This window comes from Halobellus sp. MBLA0158 (genome assembly GCF_041477585.1).
Classification (GTDB): domain Archaea; phylum Halobacteriota; class Halobacteria; order Halobacteriales; family Haloferacaceae; genus Haloquadratum; species Haloquadratum rubicundus.
This window is the reverse complement of sequence record NZ_JBGNYA010000001.1, coordinates 917,177-940,443: the sequence shown is the minus strand read 5'-3', so window position 1 is coordinate 940,443 and position 23,267 is coordinate 917,177. Positions and strand designations below refer to the sequence as shown.

At 71.1% G+C, this 23,267-nt stretch carries 23 protein-coding genes and 1 tRNA gene; 6 read left to right on the top strand and 18 right to left on the bottom strand.

Annotated features, from left to right (window positions below; translation table 11 throughout):
* Positions 1-146: 146 nt before the first annotated feature.
* Positions 147-674 carry a DoxX family membrane protein gene (locus OS889_RS04805; RefSeq protein ID WP_372387779.1) on the top strand — a complete coding sequence of 176 codons (528 nt, stop codon included), beginning with the start codon at positions 147-149 and terminating at the stop codon, positions 672-674.
* Between the two features lie 14 nt (positions 675-688).
* On the top strand, positions 689-985 hold the full coding sequence (locus OS889_RS04800) for a hypothetical protein (RefSeq protein ID WP_372387776.1): 297 nt from the start codon (positions 689-691) through the stop codon (positions 983-985).
* 12 nt (positions 986-997) lie between these two features.
* Here the strand turns inward: OS889_RS04800 and OS889_RS04795 are convergent, their stop codons facing one another.
* Positions 998-1,306 carry a DUF7521 family protein gene (locus OS889_RS04795; RefSeq protein ID WP_372387775.1) on the bottom strand — a complete coding sequence of 103 codons (309 nt, stop codon included), beginning with the start codon at positions 1,304-1,306 and terminating at the stop codon, positions 998-1,000.
* Positions 1,307-1,582: 276 nt separating this feature from the next.
* Positions 1,583-1,667, bottom strand: a tRNA-Ser gene (locus tag OS889_RS04790).
* A gap of 115 nt (positions 1,668-1,782) precedes the next feature.
* Here OS889_RS04790 and OS889_RS04785 point away from each other — a divergent pair.
* Entirely contained in the window at positions 1,783-2,769 is a 987-nt protein-coding gene (locus OS889_RS04785; protein ID WP_372387774.1) for an AAA family ATPase, read from the top strand.
* Between the two features lie 3 nt (positions 2,770-2,772).
* Here OS889_RS04785 and OS889_RS04780 read toward each other — a convergent pair whose 3' ends face one another.
* The 12 genes from OS889_RS04780 to OS889_RS04725 form a co-directional block, all read right to left on the bottom strand.
* Positions 2,773-3,288: a DUF7519 family protein gene (locus tag OS889_RS04780; protein ID WP_372387773.1), complete on the bottom strand. Its 516-nt coding sequence runs from the start codon at positions 3,286-3,288 to the stop codon at positions 2,773-2,775.
* Positions 3,285-4,559 carry a DUF58 domain-containing protein gene (locus tag OS889_RS04775; protein ID WP_372391544.1) on the bottom strand — a complete coding sequence of 425 codons (1,275 nt, stop codon included), beginning with the start codon at positions 4,557-4,559 and terminating at the stop codon, positions 3,285-3,287. Before OS889_RS04775 ends, OS889_RS04780 begins: the two co-directional genes overlap by 4 nt.
* The gene (locus tag OS889_RS04770; RefSeq protein ID WP_372387772.1) at positions 4,556-5,146 is read right to left on the bottom strand and encodes a DUF7269 family protein; all 591 of its coding nucleotides are present in this window, start codon (positions 5,144-5,146) and stop codon (positions 4,556-4,558) included. Before OS889_RS04770 ends, OS889_RS04775 begins: the two co-directional genes overlap by 4 nt.
* On the bottom strand, positions 5,143-6,102 hold the full coding sequence (locus tag OS889_RS04765; protein WP_372387771.1) for a DUF4129 domain-containing protein: 960 nt from the start codon (positions 6,100-6,102) through the stop codon (positions 5,143-5,145). The genes OS889_RS04770 and OS889_RS04765 overlap by 4 nt, the downstream gene beginning before the upstream one ends.
* Before the next feature lie 64 nt (positions 6,103-6,166).
* Positions 6,167-7,927: a sensor histidine kinase gene (locus OS889_RS04760; RefSeq protein WP_372387770.1), complete on the bottom strand. Its 1,761-nt coding sequence runs from the start codon at positions 7,925-7,927 to the stop codon at positions 6,167-6,169.
* A 161-nt stretch (positions 7,928-8,088) separates the two neighbouring features.
* Positions 8,089-8,640 (bottom strand): DUF7261 family protein, encoded by a 552-nt coding sequence (locus OS889_RS04755; protein WP_372387769.1) that lies wholly within the window; start codon positions 8,638-8,640, stop codon positions 8,089-8,091.
* Entirely contained in the window at positions 8,640-9,059 is a 420-nt protein-coding gene (locus OS889_RS04750; RefSeq protein WP_372387768.1) for a DUF7262 family protein, read from the bottom strand. Before OS889_RS04750 ends, OS889_RS04755 begins: the two co-directional genes overlap by 1 nt.
* Positions 9,052-9,756 carry a DUF7263 family protein gene (locus tag OS889_RS04745; protein WP_372387767.1) on the bottom strand — a complete coding sequence of 235 codons (705 nt, stop codon included), beginning with the start codon at positions 9,754-9,756 and terminating at the stop codon, positions 9,052-9,054. The genes OS889_RS04750 and OS889_RS04745 overlap by 8 nt, the downstream gene beginning before the upstream one ends.
* The gene (locus OS889_RS04740; RefSeq protein ID WP_372387760.1) at positions 9,753-10,307 is read right to left on the bottom strand and encodes a DUF7266 family protein; all 555 of its coding nucleotides are present in this window, start codon (positions 10,305-10,307) and stop codon (positions 9,753-9,755) included. Before OS889_RS04740 ends, OS889_RS04745 begins: the two co-directional genes overlap by 4 nt.
* Entirely contained in the window at positions 10,304-11,053 is a 750-nt protein-coding gene (locus tag OS889_RS04735) for a DUF7289 family protein (protein WP_372387758.1), read from the bottom strand. Before OS889_RS04735 ends, OS889_RS04740 begins: the two co-directional genes overlap by 4 nt.
* Positions 11,050-13,011, bottom strand: a complete 1,962-nt coding sequence (locus OS889_RS04730) for a type II secretion system F family protein (RefSeq protein WP_372387757.1) — start codon at positions 13,009-13,011, stop codon at positions 11,050-11,052. Before OS889_RS04730 ends, OS889_RS04735 begins: the two co-directional genes overlap by 4 nt.
* Positions 13,008-15,404: a type II/IV secretion system ATPase subunit gene (locus OS889_RS04725; RefSeq protein WP_372387755.1), complete on the bottom strand. Its 2,397-nt coding sequence runs from the start codon at positions 15,402-15,404 to the stop codon at positions 13,008-13,010. Before OS889_RS04725 ends, OS889_RS04730 begins: the two co-directional genes overlap by 4 nt.
* A 171-nt stretch (positions 15,405-15,575) precedes the next feature.
* Between OS889_RS04725 and OS889_RS04720 the strand changes: the two genes are divergently transcribed.
* The 3 genes from OS889_RS04720 to OS889_RS04710 all read left to right on the top strand — a co-directional run bounded on the left by OS889_RS04720 (position 15,576) and on the right by OS889_RS04710 (position 18,449).
* Complete coding sequence (locus OS889_RS04720) at positions 15,576-16,547, top strand: Gfo/Idh/MocA family protein (protein WP_372387753.1); 972 nt, start codon at positions 15,576-15,578, stop codon at positions 16,545-16,547.
* A gap of 87 nt (positions 16,548-16,634) precedes the next feature.
* Positions 16,635-17,618, top strand: a complete 984-nt coding sequence (locus OS889_RS04715; protein WP_372387752.1) for an aldo/keto reductase — start codon at positions 16,635-16,637, stop codon at positions 17,616-17,618.
* A gap of 135 nt (positions 17,619-17,753) precedes the next feature.
* Complete coding sequence (locus tag OS889_RS04710; RefSeq protein ID WP_372387750.1) at positions 17,754-18,449, top strand: hypothetical protein; 696 nt, start codon at positions 17,754-17,756, stop codon at positions 18,447-18,449.
* A 57-nt stretch (positions 18,450-18,506) separates the two neighbouring features.
* Here the strand turns inward: OS889_RS04710 and OS889_RS04705 are convergent, their stop codons facing one another.
* The 4 genes from OS889_RS04705 to OS889_RS04690 form a co-directional block, all read right to left on the bottom strand.
* Positions 18,507-19,655 (bottom strand): ABC transporter ATP-binding protein, encoded by a 1,149-nt coding sequence (locus tag OS889_RS04705; RefSeq protein ID WP_372387748.1) that lies wholly within the window; start codon positions 19,653-19,655, stop codon positions 18,507-18,509.
* 90 nt (positions 19,656-19,745) lie between these two features.
* The gene (locus tag OS889_RS04700) at positions 19,746-20,687 is read right to left on the bottom strand and encodes a carbohydrate ABC transporter permease (protein WP_372387745.1); all 942 of its coding nucleotides are present in this window, start codon (positions 20,685-20,687) and stop codon (positions 19,746-19,748) included.
* Positions 20,684-21,733 (bottom strand): carbohydrate ABC transporter permease, encoded by a 1,050-nt coding sequence (locus tag OS889_RS04695; RefSeq protein ID WP_372387743.1) that lies wholly within the window; start codon positions 21,731-21,733, stop codon positions 20,684-20,686. The genes OS889_RS04700 and OS889_RS04695 overlap by 4 nt, the downstream gene beginning before the upstream one ends.
* A 10-nt stretch (positions 21,734-21,743) precedes the next feature.
* On the bottom strand, positions 21,744-22,901 hold the full coding sequence (locus tag OS889_RS04690; RefSeq protein WP_372391541.1) for an ABC transporter substrate-binding protein: 1,158 nt from the start codon (positions 22,899-22,901) through the stop codon (positions 21,744-21,746).
* Between the last annotated feature and the right edge of the window lie 366 nt (positions 22,902-23,267).

Here is a 23,267-nt window from a genome sequence, read left to right as displayed (position 1 = left end):
GGCGGTAGTTCGCGGAGAGTCCTCCGATACCGTATTTTCGGTTATTTTTCATTATGTCCGACGACTGTGCAATTCCCGGCGGATGAAAATCGCTTCATTCGCTTTTCCCCGCGGAACCACAACGAACGAATGTAGAGGTGAGAAGTATGTCATACCAGTTCGAGGGTAACCTACTCGGGGAGGAGACGGCCCTGACACTGTCCGGCGGCTGGGGCCAGTACTGGATCGCGTTCCTTCGGGTGCTCACCGGCTGGTGGTTCTTCCATTCCGGCGTGACGAAACTCATCGCCGACGGGCTGAACTACACGTACGCGCCGGCGTACCTGGAGGGAATGAGCAGCACGGTCGTCGGGCCCCTCGCGACCTTCCTGGCCACCGACGCCGCCTGGCTCGTGAAGGCCGGCGTGCCGCTGTTCGAGACGCTGATCGGCCTCGCGCTCCTGTTCGGCGTCCTCACTCGGCTCGCGGCGTTCGGCGGCGTCTTCTTCATGACGCTGTTCTGGACCGGCAACGCCGAGTTCGGCCACGGGCTCGTGAACGGCGACCTGATGGGCCTGCTGCTGTTCATGACGATGATCGTGTTCGCCGCCGGGCGCTACTACGGGCTCGACGCCATCATCGAGAAGACCGCGTTCATCAAGCAACACCCGCGGCTCAGATACCTACTCGGCTGAGGAGGTGACAGGAGATGACACTCAAAGACCTGAACCCGATCGACAGGATCGTGATGCTCGTGAGTACCGGCCTGATGTTCGTCAGCGTCGTCGTGCTCGGCGTCGTCGAAATCCTCGACGGTCCGCCGTACGGCGCGGCGCCGGTGACGAACGACGCCGGCGAGGTGGTCGCCACGCCGATGGTCGACCCGCAGCTCCGCACCGGTCTGGTGGTGGCGGCGCTGCTGATCCTGCTGGTGTGGGCCATCTACAAGGTGCTCACGCCGACGGACGGAACCGCCACGCAGGACACCGCGACGAGTGCCACATAACGGAAGACGGGATCAGGCCGGTCCCGATCCCGTGTCGACGCCCGTTTTCGAGACACATAGCGAGTAGACGAGAGCCGCAAGGCCGACCGCGGTGAGGACGTTCTGTACCGTCAGTCCGAGAGCGAGCTCTACGGGCGTGACGAACGGGAGCGCCACGCCCGCGACCGCGCCGAGACTCACGAGGCAGAAGCCGACGGTCACGAGTCCGAGCGCGGCGGACTCCGTGTTCCTGTACGCGCGATACGCCAGAAAGGCGAGTACGAGGCCACACGAGAGGATCGCGGCCTCGGCCGCCACGCGGACCCCCGGGACTCCCGACATCGAATCACCTCGGTCGGGGGTACGAACGGCCCCGACATATACGGGCCCGGAAATTTTTACCTCACGGGAACGCGTCGGGGCGGCGCGGCAAACGCGTATCGCGGCGCATACACGCGCCGCTTGTGGGTTGTATCGCGGAGAAGCGCCGAGGGTGAGATTTGAACCACGGTCGGAGCGGGGCTCCTCCCTGATTCAAATCTCACGTGGTCGCTACCGCCCGAGCAACGCGTATCGCGGCGCATACACGCGCCGCTTGTGGGTTGTATCGCGGAGAAGCGCCGAGGGTGAGATTTGAACTCACGAGTCCGAATGGACAGTAGATTTCGAATCTACCGCCTTGGCCAGGCTAGGCTACCTCGGCTCTACTCACCAGTAGGGCGGTGACGCGTTTAATCGGTTTCGATTTGGTCGAGTCCGCGTGCGCGACGGGGCGACCGGAGGCGACCCTATAAGCGCGTGCCGCACCAGACGCCGGTATGGATCTCGACGACGCGACCGCCGCCTGCGAGTCGGTCCGCGCGGAGGTCTCGAAGGCCGTCATCGCCGACGAGCGCTTCCTCGAACGCGTCCTGCTCGGCGTCCTCGCCCGCGGGCACGTCCTCCTGGAGGACGTCCCCGGGACCGGCAAGACCCTCACCGCCCGCAGCGTCGCGACGGCGCTCGGCCTCTCCTTCTCGCGCGTGCAGTTCACGCCCGACCTCCTCCCCGCGGACGTGACCGGGACGAACGTCTTCGACGAGCGCGAGGGGACTTTCGAGTTCAGCGAGGGGCCGATCTTCGCGAACGTCGTCCTCGCCGACGAGATCAACCGCGCGCCGCCGAAGACCCAGGCCGCGCTCCTGGAGGCGATGGAGGAGCGACAGGTGACCGTCGACGGCGAGACCCACGCGCTCCCGGAGCCGTTCTTCGTGATCGCGACGCAGAACCCCGTCGAGAGCGAGGGGACCTTCCCGCTGCCGGAGGCGCAGGTCGACCGCTTCGCCGTCCAGACCGAGATCGGCTACCCCGATTCGAAGGGGGAGGTCGAACTCCTCCGGCGCCGGATCGGCCGCGAGGCGCGGAGTCCGAGCGTCGAACAGGTCCTCGACCGGGCGTCGGTAACCGCGCTCCGGCGCGCGCCGGAGACCGTCCGCGTCGACGACGACCTCCTCGAATACGTCGCCGAGGTGTCGCGGGCGACCCGCGAGCACCGCCACGTCGAGGTCGGCGTCTCCCCCCGCGGCACTCAGCGCCTGCTCGAAGCCGTCCGCGCGCAGGCGGTGCTCTCGGGGCGCGGGTTCGTCACCCCCGACGACGTGAAGCGGGTCGCAGAGCCCGTCCTCGCCCACCGGATCGTCCTGACGCCGGACGCGCGGGTCGACGAGGCCACGGCCGCCGACGTCGTCGCCGACGTGCTCGACCGCGTGGAGGTCCCGACCGTCGAGGCCGACTCCGGAGCGGACGCGTCGGACGGGGGCGAATAGCGATCACCGGCGGAGGGCCGCCACGAGGACGACCACGCCGACGAGGAGGAACACGACCGCCGAGGTCGGCTGGCCGCCCCCGACGGCGAGGGAGACGCCGTAGGCCGTCCCGGCGCCCGCGACGCCGACGAGGAGGCTGACCGCCGCGTGGACCAGGAGTAAGCGGTCGGTGTCGGCCTCTCGACCGAGCTGCTCGCCGACGTCGACGGCGAACTCGCCGAGGTCCCACGCCAACACGGCGCCGAGCGTAGCGAGCAGGAGGGGTTCGGGGGCGGCGCCGCGGCTCCCCGCGAGCAGGATCGCGAGCAGGAATCCCGCGCCGGCGACCGTCACGGCCCGCCGGGCGGCCGCGTACAGCCCGCCCGCGAGCACGGCGAGCGCGAGCGCGCCGACCGCCAGGGCGTCGACCGAACCCAGCGCGAGGGCCGCGAGACAGGCGCCGCCGGCGACGAGCGACAGCGCCGCTCCGCGAACGGGCGGCTTCGCGGTCATCCCGTCGCGCGGGCCGTCGGCGGTCACTGCGACCACCGCCGTTCGGCGCGGGCGACGCGGGCCGCGAGCGGTTCGTTCCCCCAGTCGACGACCCGGATCCCGGCGCGTCGGAGCCGCGTCATCCGGTTCCGGCGTTCGAGCCGGGCCAGCCGCCGGCCGGCCGTGTCGGTCGCGGTCGCGTCCGGCGAGACGACGGTGACCGGGTGGCCGTGGGCGTCGATGCGGCGGGCCGCGTCGAAGGCGTCGTCGTCGACCAGCGGCGAGAAGAACAGCACCTGCGCGTCCGCCGGAAGCCGGCGTCGGAGCCGCTGGAGCGCCGAGATCGGCAGCTGCGGCTGTTCCGGCGGCGTCGGCGAGAGCGCCGGGCTGGAGGCGAGGAGGTCGCGGCCGCGGCTCCGGTGGTCGCGGCCGGCGCCCGGGGCGAGCCAGCACTCCCGCGGCGACAGCGCGGCGATGCCGACGCGGTCGCCCGCGTCCAGCAGCGACGCGAACGCCGCCGCGGCCGCGTCGACGCTCCGCTCGACGGCGTGCTCCCGATCGGGCCCCGGAGCGACGTACGCGGCCTGTCGCGCGTCGATCAGGAGCACGACCGCGGCGGCGCGCTCCTGGCGGAACTCGACCGTCGAGAGGTCGCCCGTGCGGGCGTAGCGGTTCCAGTCGATACGGGAGAGCGGGTCGCCCCGCCGGTACTCGCGCGTCGAGGAGAACTCCAGGCCGGAGCCGGCGACGTCCGTCGTGACCCGCCCCGCGTACGGCGTCGTCAGCCCGCGGAGCGGGAGCGTCTCGACGGCCGAAAGCGACGGCGTACACGAGATCGACGTCGCCCCGTCGGGACCGACCTCGACGTTCCGCTCGCGCTCGCCGCTCGGGGACCGGGCGATGGCGGTCAGCGGCTCCCAGGTATGCTCGCCGCGCACGGCCTCAACCGTGTACGAGAAGGTCGTCCCGGCACCGGGGCGGAGCGCCGTCCCGTGCCGCGGCGAGCCGTCGGTCACCGCCAGGGCCGGCGGGACTCCGTCGACGAGGCGGAGGTCCGAGAGCGTCCGCGAGCCGGCGTTCCGCACTTCGACGGTGACCCGCACCTCGTCTTCGAGGTCGGGCGAGGCGTCGTCGATCCGGCGCTCCACGTCGAGCGTCGGGGTCGGCGCGTCGCCGAACCACCCGTAGGCCGTGAACGCGACGCCGACGCCGGCCGCGAGCAGGAGCGCGGGGCGCTGGAAGACGACCCCCGCGGCGGCGGCCAGGAGCGTCGCCCCCTCGATCCCAGTCCAGCGGTGGGTGTCGAGCGCGCGCATCAGTCGCCCTCCCGGAGCGCTTCGAGCGCGTCGAGCGCCCGCTCGGCGGCGTCCCGCCGCGAGCGCCGCGTCACGGTGCGTCGGATCCGCGTCGAGAGGGGGAGGTCGACGTCAGCGCCGAGGTAGCGCGCCGCGACGGGGTCGTCAGTCCAGGTCCCCTCGTCGATCCGACGCCGAGCGGTCTCGACCGAGCAGTGATCGCAGAGACAGATCGTCTCGACGGCCGCCTCCTCGATGCGGCGCCGGAGCGTCCGCGGCGGCCGCCGCCGGCGACGGGTCGACCCGCGCCTGACGTCGGCCCGGCGGCGGGGGCGTCCCCGGTCGCCGTCGTAGCCGGCGTGGCCCCTGATCTCGTCGCCGGGCGCCGGCACGCGGTACCGCCGCTCCGGCTCGCCCGGGTCGGTCGCGACGCGGTCAGCGCCGGACCGGCGGACCAGATACCGGAGCCCCTGGACGCCCGCGAGGAGGCCCACCAGGACGACGAAGACGAACGAGGCGTTCAGACCGGGCACCACGAGCCCCGCGAACCCCGCGATTCCGAGGAGGACGACCGCGGCGCCGACGCCGACAAGGAGGTCGCCGTCGGTCACGACCCCTCACCGGCGTACGCCGATTCGATCCGTCGCAGCGCCGAGACGGCCCGTTCGGCGCGCAGGTCTGTCACGTCCTCGTCGCCGTAGCGGACCTCCTCGAAGAGCCGGGTGAGCTCTGCGACGTCGTCGCGGTCCATCCCGGCGTCGACCGCGGCCGCGGCGAACTCCCCGGGCGTACACGACTCCGGCCGGTCGACGTCGAGGTGGTTCGTCATCTCGACCCACGCGCGGTACACCTCGTTCCCGACGTCGGCCTCGGCTTCGAGGCGGTCGGCCGCGTCGCCGGCGGCCTCGCCGACCCGCCTGACGTCCGGCGGGGTCGCCTCGGAATCCCCGTCGGCGGAATCGTCGGCGTCGTCGCCCGCGAGTTCGTCCCCCGTCGAGGCCAAAAGCAGGACGACGGCGAGCGCGAGCGCGACGAACAGCGCGAGGCCGAAGAGCGCAGACGGCGTCGCGACCGAGCCGCTTCCCTCCCCGCCGAGGCCGAACCCGCCGCTCCCGACGGGGAACGGAACGATGCCCGGACCGTCGGCGCCGAGACCGAACTCGAAGCCGACGTCGATCGACAGCGTCGGAAGCCGACACGAGACGAGGACCGCCCACAGCAGTGCGAGCGGGAACCCGACCCCCACGGCGGTCGCGACGACGGTCGGGAGCGACTCGGATCGACGGTAGACCGCGTAGTGGCCCGCCGCGAGGAGCGCGAAGAGGAGCGCGACGACGGGCGGCCGAGCCAGGAACGGGACGCAGACGGAGCCCAGGACGGCGGCGCTCTCGCCGCTCGGAACGTCGATCAGCGGCGCCGGAGCGCCCGAGGGGGCGCCGCCGGACGCGCCGCCGAGGCTGCCGCCGGTCCCGCCGGTGACGGTGGTGTCGATCGTCGCCGCCGTCGCGGCGAGTGCGGCGACGGCGAGGAGGGCCACGGCGAGCCGGCGGGCGGTCGATGCGTCCACGTGTTGGTGGCGTATCGGACGCGCCTCGGTAAAGAGATTCGCCAGCGGCGTCGGCGGGGCGCACTCACTCGTCGGGCTCGGAGAACCGGAGCGTCACGATCGTTCGGAGGTCGGTGGCGGCGGTGCCCTCGGCGGGGCTGTCGACGCCGTCGCCGGGCGAATCGCCGTCGACGGGGGCGTCGCGGTCGCCCGCGGACCCGCCGGATCCGTCGGCGAACCGGAGCTCCCCGCCGTTCTCGATGACGCACCAGTACGCGAGCCACAGGCCGAGTCCCTCGGCGTGTTGGAGCGGCGTCTCCGAGCCCGCATCGAGCGCCCGCCGCTCCACTTCGGGGATGCCGTCGCCGCTCGATGCGAAGCGGACGGCGATCGACGGCTCCGAGTCGGCCGTCGCCTCGCGCTCGACGCTGACCCGGACGCGGAGCCCCTCAGAGTCGGACTCGGTGACGAGGAGCTCGATCAGCTCCTCGGTCGCGGTTCCGATCGAGTTGGCATCGGTGAGCGCCGCGCGGGCGTGGGCGTCGCCGTCGAAGGCGAACTCGACGTCGGGGTAGCCCCGCTCGGCGCGGCGGACGGCGCTGGCGACGATCTCGGTCACGTCGTGGACCGTCGGCGTCTCCGAGTGGGTGTCTTCGAGCTCGGAGACCTTCCGGGCCTTGTCGCTGACGGTCAGGAGATCGTCGGTCCGGCTGAGGATGGACTCGGCCGCGCGCTCGGCGTCCTCGACGGTCCCGGAGGCGACGATGTCGGCGTAGCCGCGCACGACGTTCATATCGTTGCGGAGGTTGTGCCGGAGGATCCGGTTCGCGACTTCGAGGCGCTGTTCGTAGCGGTGCCGCCCGGTGACGTCGCGGAGCGCCAGCGCGTACCCCACCTCGTCGCCCCGCTCGTCGGAGAGCTCCGAGAGGCGGATGTCGTACGCGCGGCTTCGCCCGTCCGTGACCGTCGTTCCCTTGAGATCCTCGAAGGCGTGCTCGGGGAAGACGTCGCTGACGTGGTCGCCGGGGTCGGGCGGCGGATCGAGGACCCGGCGGGCGGTGTCGTCGACCTCGACGACGACGCGGTCGGAGTCGAGGACGACGAGCCCGTCGCCCATCGCCTCGAAGGCCCGGCGGCGGGCGACCGGGACCCGTTCGAGCAGATCGAAGTGATACAGCCCGAGCACCACGAGAACGCCGGTGATCGCGAAGGTGAACGACGTCAGATCGACGCCCGGAATCGGGCTCATACCGAGCAGGAACGCGACGTGTGAGAGGAACGGCGGCAGCGGCGCGACGGTGAGGACGGCGACTTGCTTCCAGTAGAGCAGCGACATCCGGACGCCGACCAGGAGAATCAGCCCCATCCCGATCGCGACCGCCGTGTAAGCAAAGACGACGTGGAGATAGTAGAGCGGCCCGAACGCGACCTGCACAGTCGAGTCGACGACGGTCGGTCCAGAGGGAACTGTCCAGACTAGGTGGTGCATCGGGTTCGTCGCGGTCGCGATGAGAACGGCGAGCGGTTCGAGCGCGAGCAGCGCCGCGCGCCGGACCGTCAGCCACTGCGAGCGGCTGACGTACTGGACGACGACGACGAGCCACAGGATCGGGACGCCAGTCGACAGCGCGAACGTCACCTGCCACCAGCGCCGCTGCATCGCGACCGATCCGAAGCCGATCTGGATCGCGTACGCCAGCGCCGAGAGGCCGACGAGGACGTGGAGCGCCGCGATCTCGGTGCCGCACCGCGACTCACGGTGTCGCCATCCGACGGCGACGAGCGCCGCGTGGACGCCGACGGCGGCGAAACCGAGAGCCGAGATCGAGGAGAGATGCCACGCCATACGTGTCTTCGACGTCTCGTTCCGAGGTGATCATCATACATCAAACCACCAGTCCGATGAGGAGTCCGAATATCGGTCGACATCGCCGGATCCGGCGGCCGTAAGAGCGATTAATGTCATCTTTCTAACTATGTTGTCGGGATACATTGCCGGGATTGGCCTCATACCCGGACCAGGAGTGTCGCGTGCGTCGACTCGACCGGAGAGACGACTCGGACGTGGAACGCGGCCGCGACGGGCGTCGCCGTCCCGGCGCGCTCCTGGACGACGATGCCCCCGATCGCTCGGCAGGGGCCGAAGTCGCGTCCGCGACCACCGGGACACTCCTCGCGGGCCCAGCGAGCCGCCGCCGCGTCGTCGAACGTCACCGTCAGCGACCGGCTCTCGGACGCGTGCGCCCGTTCGAGCCGAGCGACGTCGGACTCGACTGCCGCGCTGATCTCCGCGGCGACGACGCGGCGGTCCCGCCAGCGGTCGGCGGCGTCGTTTCGCGCAGTCACCGCAGTCGCGGCCGTCCGAACGGAGCCCGCGAGGCTGCGATCGATCTCCCCGAGCGACGCCACTTCGACGTCGGCCGCCGCGTCTCGGTCGCCGTCGTAGCCCAACTGCGCGTACGCGACCGTCATCGCGAGGAGCGCGACCGCGACGACCGCCGCCGAGACGAGGACGATCTGGCCGCGGTCGTCGGCGCGCCCGCGGAGTGGCGAACGCATCACGGGAACCACACCCGAAGGGTGACCGCACACGGCCCGACGTCGAGCCTCGCCCGGCCGGACTGGACGACGGTAGTCGGGGCCGGCGGTCCGACCGATCCGTGCGGCGTCGCGACGCGTCCGAACGCCCCGGGAGGAAGCACCGCTTCCAGACGCGCCCGCAGGGGGGCGCGCTCGGTCGCGAACGACGCCGGCGACCGGCAGGCCGCCGTCAGCCGACTGCGACCCGAGCCCGCGGGCGCCTCGGCGTGCAGCACGGCCAGCGCGTCGGCCGCGAGGCGGTCCGGCTCGGCGTCGGCCCGGCCGTCGTCGACGGGAGCCCAGAGGAACCCGGCGACGACCGCCAGCACCAGCAGCGCGCCGACCACGGCCTCGACGAGCGACGTCGCGAGCTGTCCGCGATCGGCGGACTCAGACACCGACGACCACCACCAGCCGTTCGTCCCGGCCGGTCGGCGCCGCCCAGGCGACGGTCGCCGTGCCCGCCCTCCCGAGGCCGGAGCCGCGGACCTCGAACCGAACCGCGAGCGGCCGCGTCGACGGAAGCCGGACCGCGTATTCGCCGTCGAGTCCGGACCGGTCGTGGAGGACGACGCGCCCGCCGGCGCGGACCGTCGTGACGGACTGGCCCGGAGCCGGGTCGATCGTCACCGCGGCGTTTCCGCCGTGGTCGTCGAGCGTGACCGATCGCTCGGTCCGGAGGTCGAGCCGCTCGGTGCGGGCCGCGTCGCGTTCGACCCGGACGCGACGGGCGATCCGTACCGGCTCGTCGCCAGCGGAGTGCCGATCCCCGAACGCGCCTCGGGCCAGGAGCACGTCGTCGCCGAGCGAGATCCGAACCGGGCGGCCGCGCACGGGCGGAGCCGCGGCGTCGACGTCGACGAGCGTGAGATTCGCGGTGGCCGCCGCGTCGAGGACGTTCGGACCCCGAGCGTGCGCGCTGTCGCCGGCGACGAGGGAGTCGGCCAGGCGCTCCGCGGCGTGGATGGCGGCCGGCTCGCGCTCGGCGTCGGCGAGGGCGTCGGTCGCGAGCCCCGCGCCGCCGACGGTGACCGTCACGACGACGATCACCGCCACGGCGAAACCGATCAGGTTCGCCTGCGCGCGGTCCGTCACGGCGCGTCCCCCGATCGGTCCGCCTCGGCGTCGACGAGACGTACCGAGACCGTCCCCTCCGCACGGTCGGTCGTCGAGACCAGAACCCGGGAGGGCGACGTGCTGGTCCACGACCCGGAGACCGACGCGTCGGCCCGAACGGCGAGCCGGACGCGCCCGCCGATCGCGGGGTCGGGATGGACGAGCCGGAGCGCGGGCCCGCCGTCCGCGGCGACGGCGACGATTCGGTACGGGTCGCCTCGGATCGTCGGCGGGAGTCGAACGGTCACGCGGCGGTCGACGCCGACCGGGCGGTCCCCGGGAACGGCAGCCTCGACCCGCTCGGCGGCCGCCACGGTCGCCCGCTCGCCCAGTTCGGCACCGACGGCGGTGCGGTACTCCGGGACGAGCCCGCCGAAGAACGTCGCCGTCAGGAGCGCGACGAACAGCACGCCGACCCCAAGTTCGAGCGTCTTGCCGACGACCGGCGAGAGCCCGCGGTCGCGTCCGGAACCGCGGCACTGCGCTGGTGTCGTCGACCGCGCTCCCGGTCCGCAAGCCCGCCGGCTCATCGGCCCACCGCCACCCGGAGCCGGACGTCGTGGACGATCAGGTGGACCCGCCGCGGCCCGTCGAACGCGGCGACGACGCTCGAGACGCCGTCGCCGTCGACGTCGCGGCGAGTCGTCGTCGCCCCGCGCTCGCGGAGGTGGCGCTCCCACGCGGCCGGGGTCTCGGTCTCGAAGCCGACGCGGTAGCGCCCGGGCGGCAGGTCGATCCGGCGGGCCCGCGCGTCGGTCCGGAGCGCGACGTCGAGCCCGTGGCCGCCGGTGGCGACGCCGTCGGCGCCGCTGGCGTTCAACACCGGGACGCCGAGGTACAGCGCGTCGTCCGCGGGCGCGAGCCGACTCGGCGCGAGGAGGCGGCGCCCGCGGTCGTCGCGGTGGACGACAGCGCCGGCGAAGCCCGTGACGCGGTGGCCGCCGTCGGCGTAGACGATCGCCCCGGCGTGGCCGGCCCAGACGACTCCGTCTTCGCCGAGGACCCACACCGAGCGGTTCACGACGCGCACGGACCCGGAATCGAGCGCGAGCGTCGTCGTCCGCGCGCCGGACGCCGGCCCGAGCGCGGTTTCGAGATCGTCCGCGACCCGGGTCGCCGTCGCCGACGCGGCGCCGTCCTCGACGATCGAGCCCGCGGTTGCCGACAGGCCGGCGACGGCGAGGACGGTGAGCCCGAGGAGGATCGCGACGCCGACGACGGCCGTCTGGGCCCGGTCGGGGTCGGGGTCGGGCCCCCGCCGGACGAGGTCCGTCACACCAACCCCGCTCCCGCGAAGACCAGGTGACAGACCGCGACCAGACAGCCCGAGTGGAGGAGCGCCTCGTACCGCCCGCGGCTAGCGACGCCCGCGAACCACCCCGAGGCGAGCATCGTCGCCTGCGTCGCCACGTACACGCGGTACTGGTCTCGCGCGAGGTCGACGCCGGCGGGGTCGACCGCGACGCCCGAGAGCGACGACATCGAGGCCAGCCGGTCGAAGCCCGCGAAGACGGTCGCGCTCGTGGCGACGCTGATCCCGATCACGAGCAGCGCCGTCGTCCAGCCGACGGCGACGTAGACGAGCATCGCCGAGCGGAGCGCGCGCTTCTCGTGGTACAGCCGGCCGACCTCGCCCTGGAGCGTCTCGAAGACGACGCCCGTGTCGCTGCCGGCGTCGAGCGCGCCGATCACGAGCCCGACCGTCTGCTCGGCCATCGGCGTGCCGACGCGGTCGACGAAGCGGTCCAGAGCGGCGGTCCGGAGGTCGGTCTCGGTCCGGTCGGTCGGCGTCGTGAGGTGGAGATTGAGCGAGAGGTCGGCGACGTCGCGGTTCAGCGGCCCGAGGTCGACGTCGCGGGCGACGTGTTCGACCGCCTCGGGGAAAGGCCGGCCGAGGTTGACGTGGCCGGAGATCGCGTGGACGAAGTCCTTCAGTTCGTGGTCCTTGCCGTCGTCGAGCCGGGAGCGGCGGACGGCGACGAGGCCGACCGGGATCGCGAAGCCAACGTAGCCCACGAGCAGCGAGACGACGGCGTCGACGCCGAGGAGGAGCGACGCGACGCAGGCCGCGACGCCGAGCGGCGCGAACGCGACGACGGCGCTCGCGGGGTTCATCGTCGCGGTCCGGAGGACGCCGAGCGTCGTCGCCGGCTGGTCGTAGTCGACCTGCTGGTCCGGCGGGCGGAGTCGCGCGACGAGGCCGGCGGTCCCGAGGCCGACAAGGACGATGAACGCCGCGCTCCCGTAGACCGCCAGCGCACGGACCGTGACGGGGCCGAGCGGCGTTCCGACCGCGGACGACAGCGACGGCGAGACGACGCTCATCACCGTCAGGACGATCACGAGCAGCGCCGGGAGGACCAGGAGAACGACGAAGAGTTCTGCCAGCAGTTCGAGGAAGCCCTGCGCGCGGCTGCGGTCGCGGTCCTGCTGGTGGCGGAGCATCCGGCTCTCCATCGCCAGGTACTCCGAGAGCGCGTCGGGCCCCTGTTCGGCGTGTTCGCGGAACTTCAGGAGGAACGGCGCGAGGGAGTCCTGGGCGGGGGTGTCGCGGGCGACCCGGCGGAGCCCCTCGTCGACGTTCCCGGTCATCGCGGCGGTGTTGAGCGCCTTCCGGAGCGCGACCGCGGTTTCGCCGTAGGCGTCGGTGTCGGCGACGCGCGCGAGCATCGCCCGTCGGCCGTCGCTCCCCGAGGCGAGGACGTTCAGGTACCGGACCGCGCTCGGGAGCGTCCGACCGATGTTCGCGCGCCGAGCGGCGGCGAGCCACCGGAGGTAGCGCCCCCCGGCGTAGACGACGCCCCAGTGGACGCCGAGCGCGACAGCGAGGCCGAGCGCGCCGGCGAGAACCGCCGGAGTCCGCGTCGTGATGGCGACCGCGTCGGGAAGGGCACCGGCCAGTCCGCCGTCGCCGACGCGGGCCACGCCGTCGAGGACGCCGGCCGCGACCGAGTCGAGTGCGGCAGGCGGCAGCGACAGCACCGCCGCGGCGACGGCGAACGCGAGCGCGGCGCCGACGAGCCACGAGAGCGCGTAGACCCGCGCGAGGTAGAGGTCGAACGTGACCGTCAGCGTGGTGCCGCGGTACGCGCGGCGGTCGCGCTCGTGGCGGCGGGCGTCCGCGCGGCTCGCGAACAGCGCGTACGCCGCGCGGTCGAAGGGGCCGAAGGATCGGCGGGCCTCGCCGAGTCCGGGATCCGTCGCGTCGACCGACGTCGAGGCGCGTTCGGTCACCGGCCCCGTCCTCGCCGACCGTCGGTGCGATCCGGGGACGCGCCGCCCGGTCGCGTCTCGCCGCCCGACGCCGATCCGTCCGGCCGCGACGCGTCGGCAGGGGAGGAGCCGCCGGTCCCCTCAGCGGCCGCCGACTGGTGTGCGCGTTGCCGGCGGACCCGCTCGACCGTGGCCGCCTCGTCGGTCCGGAGGTCCGAGAGGAACCCGAACAGGCTGTCGACGTCTGTCACCTCCTCCTGGACCAGATACTCGACGTATCCCTGCTTGCGCCGGAACTCCCGTTCGATGGCTTCCACCTCCCGGTCGGTCGCGGCGGCGATCCGGTCGAAGACCCGGAGCGCGAGCCGGTGGGCCGCGCCGTCCGTGGCGGCGCCGTCGCCGCCGAGCGTTGGGTGGTCGTACGCCATCGCGAACGAGCCGTCGGTCTCGCGCCACAGCAGCGTGTTGTAGTAGAGCGTCGCGCCGTCCTTCTCGACGATCCCGGTCCGGGCCGACGCGGGGAGCGCCTCGTAGTCCGTTTCCGAGAGGAGTTCGACGACCGAGCCGACGTACCGCTCGCCGTCGACGCGGCGGGGGAAGACGACCAGGTCGAGTTCGCGCAGGAGGTACACGGGGAGCCCCTGTTCGACCACGCGGTTCACGAGCGTCTCGACGTCCTCGGCGTGGGTGGTGCCGACGACGCCGTGGCCCGTGTTCAGCACTTCGGCGAAAGTCTCGAATGACTCGGGCGTGTTGACCTCGGCGATCACCTCGACGTCGGGATTCAAATAATTGGCCTCGGTCATCAGGTCCGCCATCGAGACGCGCTTGTAGGCGTTCTCGTGCTCGCGCGTCGTCAGCGACACGCCGGTCTCGTGGGGGAGATACACCTCGCGGGAGCCCTCGTCGATGCTGATCGGCCGGTGGTCGTAGGGGATGAACGGCATATGGGCGTTCATCAGCGTCGTCTTTCCCGCACCGGTCGGGCCCGAAAAGAGGACGACGCGGTGGTGCTCGTAGCAGAGCCACAGCAACGTCACCAGTTCAGTAGGAATCGACCCGAAGCCGACGAGGTCGATCGGCGTCAGCGGCGAGGCGGACTGCTTGCGGATCGAGACGTGCGGGCCGTCCTCGGAGATGACCGGCAACGCCACGGCGCATCGGATCGTCTCGCCGTGACCGGAGGCGTCGGGCGCGACGCCCGCGGGCCGGAGGTTCACCTTCGCGGAGGGCTGGCTCGCGCTGAGTTCGACGCCGTCGGCGGCGGCCAGTTGGGTGACGACGTTCACGAACGCGGTCTCGGTCTCGAAGGCGAGGTTCGTCGGGACGCGCTCGCCCGCGCGGACGACGTCGGCGCGGGGGACCACCTTCACTCGCTCACCGACGCGGTTGGCCTCGACGTCCTCCAGATTGGGATCCCGGATCGGGACTGTGAGGACGCCCTCGCCGACGTAATCCCGGAGGACGTAGTAGACGAGGTCGTCGAGGCGGTCCTGGGCGTATCGGCGATCGACCGGCGGGACGCCGAGGCCGTACGCCGAGAGCGCGCTCCGGGCGCGGTAGCGCGTCGCCGCGAGCCACGCGCGGGTGTTGCGGGCGGTGAGCCGTCGGGAGAGGAACCGCCGGGCGCGCTCGCGGATGAACGCCGTCCGATCCTCGACGACCTCCTCGACGTTCGCCTCCCAGATCCGCTCTTTGCACTCGGCGATGAGCGCCTCGTCGCCGGGGAGCAGATCCGGTTCGAGGACCGCGTACTTGGCCTCGAAGCGGTCGTCGCCGAGCAGCCGGTCGCGGTGGACGACGACCTCGACGTCGAAGCCGGCGAAGGGGACCGTATAGCGCCGGAGCCGCTCGCCCGCGACCGAACTGGCGAAGTCGGCGTCGGCGCGAAAGCCGGTGACCGCGGGCGCGTAGTTCTCGGTGTGGACGACGAGCGCGCCGTCGGTCCCGCCTTCGAGGTCGACCACGTCGACCCGGTCGTCGAGCGCGATGGGCGTGAGCGACCCGAGGAGTCGGAGTTCGCACATCGCGTAGTAGTCGATGCGGCGGCGCGCCGCGGGCGAGACGTCGACGAGCCGGTCGATGACGCGCCGGTACTTCGGCGGGAGCCCCCGGGCCGCCCGCTCGGCCGCGCCCTGCCGGGTGAGCGGCCGGCGGCTCTCGACCCCGGCGAAGTACTCCAGGACGGTTTCGAGCGCCCGCTCCGCGGCCGCGCTCAGCGTCGGTTCTCTGATCTGATACGCGAAGCCGACGCCGGCGGAGGCGTCCCGGACGGTGACGACGACGCCCGGCGCGACTTCCCGCTGCGAGCGGACGTCGTCCGCGTACCACGCCTCGCTGCTGTCCGGCGGTTCCGGGGCCGGTACGACTGGCGGTTCGGTGCCTGTCTCCCTCGTCTGCCGGCCCGGACTCATCCGGTCCTCGCGGCGGAAAGGCGGTCGTGCATAGCTTCGAGTCCCGCGTAGTGGTATATAAACTCACACGAAAGGTATCGCGATCGAGAATCGGGCGGCGTCCGGTCTCGGTCAGAATCAGGCCGCGTCGCCCAACAGGAGACTTATGCGGACGGATCGGGAGGTACGGATATGCGATTCGGCATCATCAGTACCGCGGACATCGCCCGAACGGCGCTGATCCCCGCAGTCCAGAAGAGCGAGCACACGGTCGCGGCCATCGCCTCCCGGGACGAGTCGCGGGCGCGCGACGTCGCCGACGACCTCGGAATCCCGCACGCCTACGGCTCCTACGAGGCCCTCCTCGCCTCCGAGGAGATCGACGCGGTGTACAACCCCCTCCCGAACGGCCTCCACGGCGAGTGGACGAAGCGCGCCGCCGACGCGGGGCTCGACGTGCTCTCGGAGAAGCCCCTCACCGCCGACGCCGACGAGGCCGAGGAGGTCGTCGAGCACTGCCGCGAGGCGGGCGTGACGCTGATGGAGGGCTTCATGTACCGCTACCACCCGCGGACCGAGCGCGCGGCCGAGCTCGTCGAGGAGGAACTGGAGGGCGTCCACTCGGTGAACGCCTCGTTCAAGTTCCGGCTCGACTGGGAGGAGGACGTCCGCCTCGATCCCGACCTCGCCGGCGGCGCCTTGATGGACGTCGGCTGCTATGCGGTCTCGGCGGCGCGGCTCTTCCTCGGCGAGCCGGACCGGGTGTACGCCCACCAGCGCGACTCCCGCGAGTCGGGCGTCGACACCGACCTGATGGGCATCCTGGAGTACGGCGACGCGATGGCGCACGTCGACGGCTCGTTCGACGCCCCGGAGGTCCAGCGGTACCGGGTCGAAGCCGAGAACGGCTGGGTCGAGGCCCAGCCGGCGTTCAACGTCGACGCCGACGCGCCGGCGATCCTGGAGTACGAGATCGACGGCGAGCGCGGCAGCGAGGAGTTCGAGCCGGTCGACCAGTACCGGGCGGAGGTCGACGCCTTCGCCGAGTGCGTCGAGCGCGGCGACGAGCCCCGGACCGGCGGCGACGAGGCGATCGCGAACATGCGCGTCATCGACGCGCTCTACGAGAGCGCCGAGCGGGGCCTCCCCGTCGACGTCGAGTAGTCGCCGTCGGGCGATCGCGGGGTCGCCGAACCCCTCGCTGCCGCCGGTTCCCGAAGCGTTAGGGGAATTTGGGACCGAGACGGAGGTATGGACGAGCGACCACTCGGAACGACGGGCGCGAGCGTCACCGAAATCGGTCTCGGCACCTGGGAACTGGGCAGCGACTGGGGCGACGTCGACGAGGGGAAGGCGCGGGAGGCGATCCACGCCGCGCTCGATTCGGGCATCGATTTCCTCGACACCGCCGACGTGTACGGCGACGGCCGGAGCGAGCGGCTCATCCGCGAGGTGCTGGCCGAGCGCGACGAGGACCCGTTCGTCGCGACGAAGGCCGGGCGGCGGCTCGATCCCCACACCGCGGAGGGATACAACGAGGCGAACCTTCGAGGATTTATCCACGACTCCCGGGAGCGCCTCGATGTCGACTCGCTCGACCTGGTCCAACTCCACTGTCCGCCCACCGACGTCTACTACCAGCCCGCCGTGTTCGACGCGCTGGCGGACTTCCGCGACGAGGGGCTGATCGACCACTACGGCGTGAGCGTCGAGCGCGTCGAGGAGGCGCTGAAGGCGATCGAGTACCCCGGCGTCGAGACGGTCCAGATCATCTTCAATCCCTTCCGACAGCGCCCCCGGGAGCGGTTCTTCGAGGCGGCCGCCGCGCGGAACGTCGGCGTCATCGTGCGGGTGCCGCTGGCCTCGGGGCTCCTGACCGGGACGCTCTCGGCGGACACGGAATTCCCGGAGAACGACCACCGGAACTTCAACCGCGAGGGCGAGGCGTTCGACGTCGGCGAGACGTTCGCGGGCATCCCCTTCGAGCGGGGGCTGGAGGCGGTCGACGAGCTGGAGTCGATCGTCCCCGAGGGCCAGTCGATGGCGCAGTTCGCGCTCCGGTGGATCCTCGATCACGACGCCGTGACGACCGTCATTCCGGGGTCGTCGAGCCCCGAGCACATCCGCGACAACGTCGCGGCCGCGGCCCTGCCGCGGCTCTCCGCGGACCGCCACGCGACGGTCCGGGAGATCTACGACGAGCACGTCCGCGAGCACGTCCACCAGCGGTGGTAGGTGGGCGTCGGCTCCGGTTCCGACCCCGCTCCGACTCCTGACCGACATCGTTTTGAGACGCGCTACCGACCCGACGAGACGTGTTCGGAACGTCCGCGGATCGGCGCCTGACCCCGACAGCGACCCCGCCGCGGGGTGACTGAGTTGTTCGTCGACGCCCTCCGCTACCCCGTTCGGGACCGCGCGCGGCTGGACGGCACCGCGATCTGCCTCGTCGCCGTGCTGCTCGCCGGCGCGCTGTTGCGCGTCGCCGGCGCGCTCTGGCCCGACTGGGCGTTCGCGGCTCCGGCCCTGCTCGCCGTCGTCCCGGTCCTCGCGTTCCTCGGGCTCGTCGGCGGCGTCCTCGCGGGCGAAGGCTTTCCCGAACTGCTGTCGCCCGCGACGGCGACGGTGGCCGGTCGGCTGCTCGGCGTCGCCGTCGTCTACCTCGTTCCCCCGGCGCTCGCCGTCGTCGCCGTCGGCTACGTCGCCGCGACCGGCGCCATCCCGGCCGTGATCAGCGGCGTGACGACCGCGACGCTGGCGACGGTCGCCCTGCTCGTGGTCGTCGTCTGCTCGTACCTCCTGCCGGCGGCGGCCGTCGCCGCCGTCCGCGAGGGGCTCCGGGCCGGCCTCCGGCGCGAGGCGCTCGCCGGGACGGCCTCGGGCGCGTACTTTCTCGCGTGGGTCGGCGCGGCCGTGCTCGTCGTCATCTCGTGGAGCCTGGTCGCGACGACCGCCTCCCGGAGCGCCGCCGCGCTCGTCGCGCTCTGTGTGTTCGCCTACGCCCACGTCGCCGCCGCCGCGCTGGTGGCCGAGGGCGTCGACCGGGCGAACTACTGGTCGTCGTAGCCGAGAGATACGGGATTCGAGCGGGTAAACGAAGCGAGAAAGGAACCGCGAGGCCGCCTAGCTCAGTTCGACCGGCTCGACGTCGTCGTCGATCGAGCGGTTGTGGAGCGCCTCGCCGCTGGCGCGGTCGAAGACGTGGATCGCGTCCTCGGGGATTCGCGCGGCGACGGTGTCGCCCGCGGAGACGCGGGTGAAACCGTCGACCGTGGCCACGAGGGTCGCGTCCTCCTCGCCGGCGTCGGCGTCGAAGCGGAGGTAGACGGTGTTCTCGTCGCCCATCGGCTCGACGACGTCGACGACCGTCTCGAAGTCGTGGTCGCCGCTCGGGTCCTCGACGAGCTCGACGGCCTCGGGGCGGATGCCGAGCACGAGCTCCGTCGTGTCGCCGACGGCGGACTGGATCTCGGACCCGATCGGGTACTCGAAGTCGTCCCCGCGCAGGTGACCGTCCGCGAGCGTCACGTCGAAGAAGTTCATCGACGGCTCGCCGAGGAAGCCCGCGACGAACTGATTGGCGGGCTCGTGGTAGCACTCGAGCGGCGTGCTGATCTGCTGGAGTTCGCCACCGTCGAGGATCGCGATGCGGTCGCCCATCGTCATCGCCTCCGTCTGGTCGTGGGTCACGTAGACGGTGGTGACGTCGAGGTCGTCCTGGAGCCGCTGGAGCTCGGTGCGCATCTGCGCGCGGAGCTTCGCGTCGAGGTTCGAGAGCGGCTCGTCCATCAGGAACACCTCGGGGTCGCGGACGATCGCGCGGCCGAGCGCGACGCGCTGCTGCTGGCCGCCCGAGAGGTCGCTCGGCTTCCGGTCCAGCAGATTGGAGATGCCGAGCAGCTCGGCCGTCTCCGTGACCATCGATTCGATCTCGTCGTCCGGGAGGTCCGTCGACTCCTCTAAGCCGAACGACATATTCCCGCGGACGCTCATGTGCGGGTACAGCGCGTAGGACTGGAACACCATCGCGATGTCGCGGTCCTGCGATTTGACGTCGTTGACGACGCGGTCGCCGATCGAGATGGTCCCCGACGAGATCGTCTCCAGCCCGGCGATCATCCGGAGCGTCGTCGACTTTCCGCACCCGGACGGACCGACGACGACGACGAACTCGCCGTCGTCGATCGACATCGACACGTCGTCGACGGCGACGATCTCGTCGCTGCCGTCCTGGAAGGTCTTCGTTACCGAATCGAGTTCAAGCGTTGCCATATCTGTGAGTTGTCGTAGGGAAGTCGTTCGCACGCCACGCCACGTCTCGCGTCGGGAAGGCTCTTTGCCCGCGACGCCCCGCGCTCGGGGTCACGCTGCCACCCCCTCGGCGAACTCGTCGCCGAAGAAGATGTAGACCGCAAGCGTCGGCAGCGCCGCGAAGAACGCCCCGGCCATCCGGAGCGCGAAGTCCTGGCCCTCCATCGAGGTCCCGAGGCCCGCGAGGATCAACACGACGGGCGCGGCCGGGCTCGACTCCGTCGAGACCAAGACCAGCGTGAAGAGCAGGTCGTTCCAGATCTGGGTGAACTGATAGATCAGCACCACGGCGAACATCGGCCCCGAGAGCGGGAGGATGATCCGCTGGTAGACCCGGCGGAGCGAGGCCCCATCGAGCCGCGCGGACTCGACCATCTCCTCGCTCATCGTCTTGTAGTACGTCCGGAACAGGAGCGTACAGATCGGGATCCCGTACGCGACGTGGGTGACGACCAGCTCGATGATGCCGGCGTAGTCGTCGGGGACGCCGAGCGCCCAGACGAACGAGAGGTGTTGGGTGAGCTGGACCCACTGCGACCAGAACTGGGTCAGCGGCACCAGCACGGCCTGGTACGGGATGAAGATGCCCGCGACGATGATCGCGAGCAGCGGCGCCTTGTAGGACTGCTTCCAGTCGGGGATCGTCAGCCCGTAGGCCGTCAGGCTGCCGATGAGCGCGGAGATGATCGTCGCCGGGACGGCGTACAGGAGACTGTTGCCCATCCCGCGGAGCAGCGCGTCGATGGCCGTCTGCCACTTCTCGACGGTGAACCCCTGCGGCCCCGGCGGCGCGAAGGGCGCCGTCTCGACGACGGCCGTGCCCGTCTTGATCGAGGTGACGAGCCCGGACTCGATGGGAACGAGGTAGAACCCCGCCATCAGGAGCAACACGGCGTAGAGCCCCGCGTCTTCGATCGTCATCTGGTCGAGGTTCCGGCGCAGCCGCGCCGTTACCGTCGCGCCGCCGTCGGCTCTGAGTTCCTGGTCGCTCATAGGTTGTCCCTCCGGTACTCGTAGACGAGATACGGGCCGATGACCGCCAGCGCCATCCCGAAGAGGACGATGGCGATGGCCGCCCCGTAGGCCCAGTTGAGGTTCGCGTAGGCCTCGCGGACCATCTTCGTCGCGAGGATGTCGGATCCGTTCGGCGGGCGGTACCCCCCGACGAGCGAGTAGAGGAAGTCGAAGGCCTTCATCGCGAAGACCATCAGCACGACCGCCGCGCTGATCGTCGCGCCCTTGAGTTGGGGGATGATGACCCGCCAGTACATCTTCAGCGTCGACGCGCCGTCGACCTTGGCCGCCTCGTAGTGCTCTGTCGGGATCGCGCGCAGCCCCGCGAGGTACACGACCATCGCGTACCCCGAGAACTGCCACATCAGCGCGAAGATGATCGCCCAGAGGACGATCCCCTGGTTCCCGAGCCAGCTCACCGGGCCGAGGCCGACGGTGCCGATCACCCGATTGACGATCCCGTTGTTGTAGTTGTACATCCACAGCCAGAACTGCGCGGTCACCACGAACGAGAGGCTCATCGGCAGGAGGTAGATCGTCCGGAACGTGTTCTCGAACCGGATCCCCCTGTCGACGAGGATCGCCAGGACGAGCCCCACAAGGAGCGTCGCGACGGTGAACGCGATCAGCAGCACGAAGGTGTTGATCGCGGCGTCGACGAAGCCGGCGTCCGCGAGCGCCCGGGCGTACATCTCGAAGTCGAGGTCGGAGTAGTCGGGGGCGTTCGCGAAGCCCTGGTAGTCGGTCAGGGAGATGAGGAGGTTCCAGATGATGGCGCCGTAGACGAAAAGCGCCATCAGCAGGAACGGCGGGAGCCAGAACACCGACGACTCGAGGAAGTCGCTCCCCAGGCGCTGGTCGAGCGCCGAACTGAGTCGGGCGAGCGGGCCCGGGTCGGACTCGGCCGGCTGCCGGGAGGAGCCGTCGCTCACGACGCCGCCGTCGGGGCGGACCTCGTCGCCGTCACCGCCGTCCCGCGACGACGGGCTGAGCGCGTGGTACAACCGTCGATAAAAATCCAGCATACGGCTGCGTTCAGTTCGAGACCGCGTCCAGGAAGCCTTGCGTCGCCGCGTCGACGTTGTACGGGCCGGTGAACTCCGAGGAGATGACTTCGTTGAGCTGGGTCATCGTCTCGGAGGGGACCGCGAGCCCGTGCTGGAGCGTCGGCGGGCGGTACTCCGCGTTGGCGAAGTCCTCGGCGGTCTCCTGGAGGTACGGACCGAACGCGTCCATACTCACGTCGGTCCGGGTCGGGATCGAGCCCTTGTACTGATTGAACGCGATCTGGGCCTCCGGACTGCCGACGAACGCCTCCCAGGTCTTCGAGGCCTGGGGCGTCGGGTTGTTCGCGGGGTAGAGGAACGAGTCGAAGTGGAGCGTGTACATCCCCTCCGTGCCGGGGAACGTCTTGAAGCCCCAGTCCTCGTCGTAGGCGAAGTCCTCGGTGTTGCGGTAGGCGCCGGCCGCCCAGTTGCCCTGGTGGATGAACGCGGCGTTGCCGTTGATGATGTTCTGGTTCGAGGCGGTGAGGTTCAGCGAGGCCGCGTCGTCGGAGATGTAGTTCTCCAGCATCTCCGCGGTCGACTCGAAGGCCGCGCGGACGTCGCTCTCGGAGCCGTTGCCCTCGATGAAGTCCATATAGGACTGATAGCCGTTCACGCCGAGCATCACGGCGGCCCACAGCTGCGTCGTCGTCCACGTGCCGGACATCGCGTGGGTCATCGGGACCGCGTCCGTCTCGTTTTGGACCGTCTCGAAGGCGTCGATCAGCGCCGAGACGCTGTTGAGCGAGCCGACGTCGATGCCGGCGTCCTCGACGACCGAGACGTTGTAGAACAGGCAGTTCAGTCGGTGGGAGCCGAGCGGGACGGCCCGGAAGGTGCCGTTCTGCTGGTGGAGTTCGACGGCCTCGTCGACCATCACCTCCTCGAAGTTGTTCTCCTCCCAGACGTCGTCGACGCTGCCGAGGACGCCCTCGTAGCGGAGGAGGTTCGGGCCGGGCCAGTTGGCGAAGGATCCCGGCGGGTCGTTGCTCTGGAGTCGGTTGGCGACGACCGCGTCGAGGTTCTGGTTCCCGCCGCCGCCGATGGGATTCATGTCGAGGCCGACGTCGGGGTGGGCCTCCTCGAAGGCCGCGGTCAGCGCCTCGGCCGCCCGGGCGCCGTCGCCGCCGGTCCAGCCGTGGAGCACCTCGACGGGGCCGCTGGAGCCGCCGCCTCCGCCGCTGCCCTCGGTGGTGGTGCTTCCGCCGCCGTCACCGCCGCCGTCGCCGCCACCGTCTCCGCCGCCACCGCCACTACATCCGGCGAGTCCGGCGAGCGCCGCGACGCCGGACGCCCGAATGAACGTCCGTCTGGTCCGCGATTTCTGATCGTCACCGTTGAGAGACATACGCATACGATTTTTTACGACGCATATAATAAATTTTTATGTTAGCAATCATCGAATACCCCCATCGAGGGCCGGTATATCTGTTTCGTACAGTATAGCGCCTCAGAGGTGTCAGATAGGGCGTTGGTACTTAATTAATAATACATACGTTTCGAAAAGTGGTAA

Bases quoted from the DNA above. Each gene is read 5' to 3' on its own strand.
- OS889_RS04760 (WP_372387770.1), bottom strand. From the start codon at position 7,927: ATGGCGTGGCATCTCTCCTCGATCTCGGCTCTCGGTTTCGCCGCCGTC.
- OS889_RS04720 (WP_372387753.1), top strand. From the start codon at position 15,576: ATGCGATTCGGCATCATCAGTACCGCGGACATCGCCCGAACGGCGCTG.
- OS889_RS04800 (WP_372387776.1), top strand. From the start codon at position 689: ATGACACTCAAAGACCTGAACCCGATCGACAGGATCGTGATGCTCGTG.
- OS889_RS04705 (WP_372387748.1), bottom strand. From the start codon at position 19,655: ATGGCAACGCTTGAACTCGATTCGGTAACGAAGACCTTCCAGGACGGC.
- OS889_RS04805 (WP_372387779.1), top strand. From the start codon at position 147: ATGTCATACCAGTTCGAGGGTAACCTACTCGGGGAGGAGACGGCCCTG.
- OS889_RS04715 (WP_372387752.1), top strand. From the start codon at position 16,635: ATGGACGAGCGACCACTCGGAACGACGGGCGCGAGCGTCACCGAAATC.
- OS889_RS04695 (WP_372387743.1), bottom strand. From the start codon at position 21,733: ATGCTGGATTTTTATCGACGGTTGTACCACGCGCTCAGCCCGTCGTCG.
- OS889_RS04725 (WP_372387755.1), bottom strand. From the start codon at position 15,404: ATGAGTCCGGGCCGGCAGACGAGGGAGACAGGCACCGAACCGCCAGTC.
- OS889_RS04785 (WP_372387774.1), top strand. From the start codon at position 1,783: ATGGATCTCGACGACGCGACCGCCGCCTGCGAGTCGGTCCGCGCGGAG.
- OS889_RS04755 (WP_372387769.1), bottom strand. From the start codon at position 8,640: ATGCGTTCGCCACTCCGCGGGCGCGCCGACGACCGCGGCCAGATCGTC.
- OS889_RS04740 (WP_372387760.1), bottom strand. From the start codon at position 10,307: ATGAGCCGGCGGGCTTGCGGACCGGGAGCGCGGTCGACGACACCAGCG.
- OS889_RS04795 (WP_372387775.1), bottom strand. From the start codon at position 1,306: ATGTCGGGAGTCCCGGGGGTCCGCGTGGCGGCCGAGGCCGCGATCCTC.
- OS889_RS04700 (WP_372387745.1), bottom strand. From the start codon at position 20,687: ATGAGCGACCAGGAACTCAGAGCCGACGGCGGCGCGACGGTAACGGCG.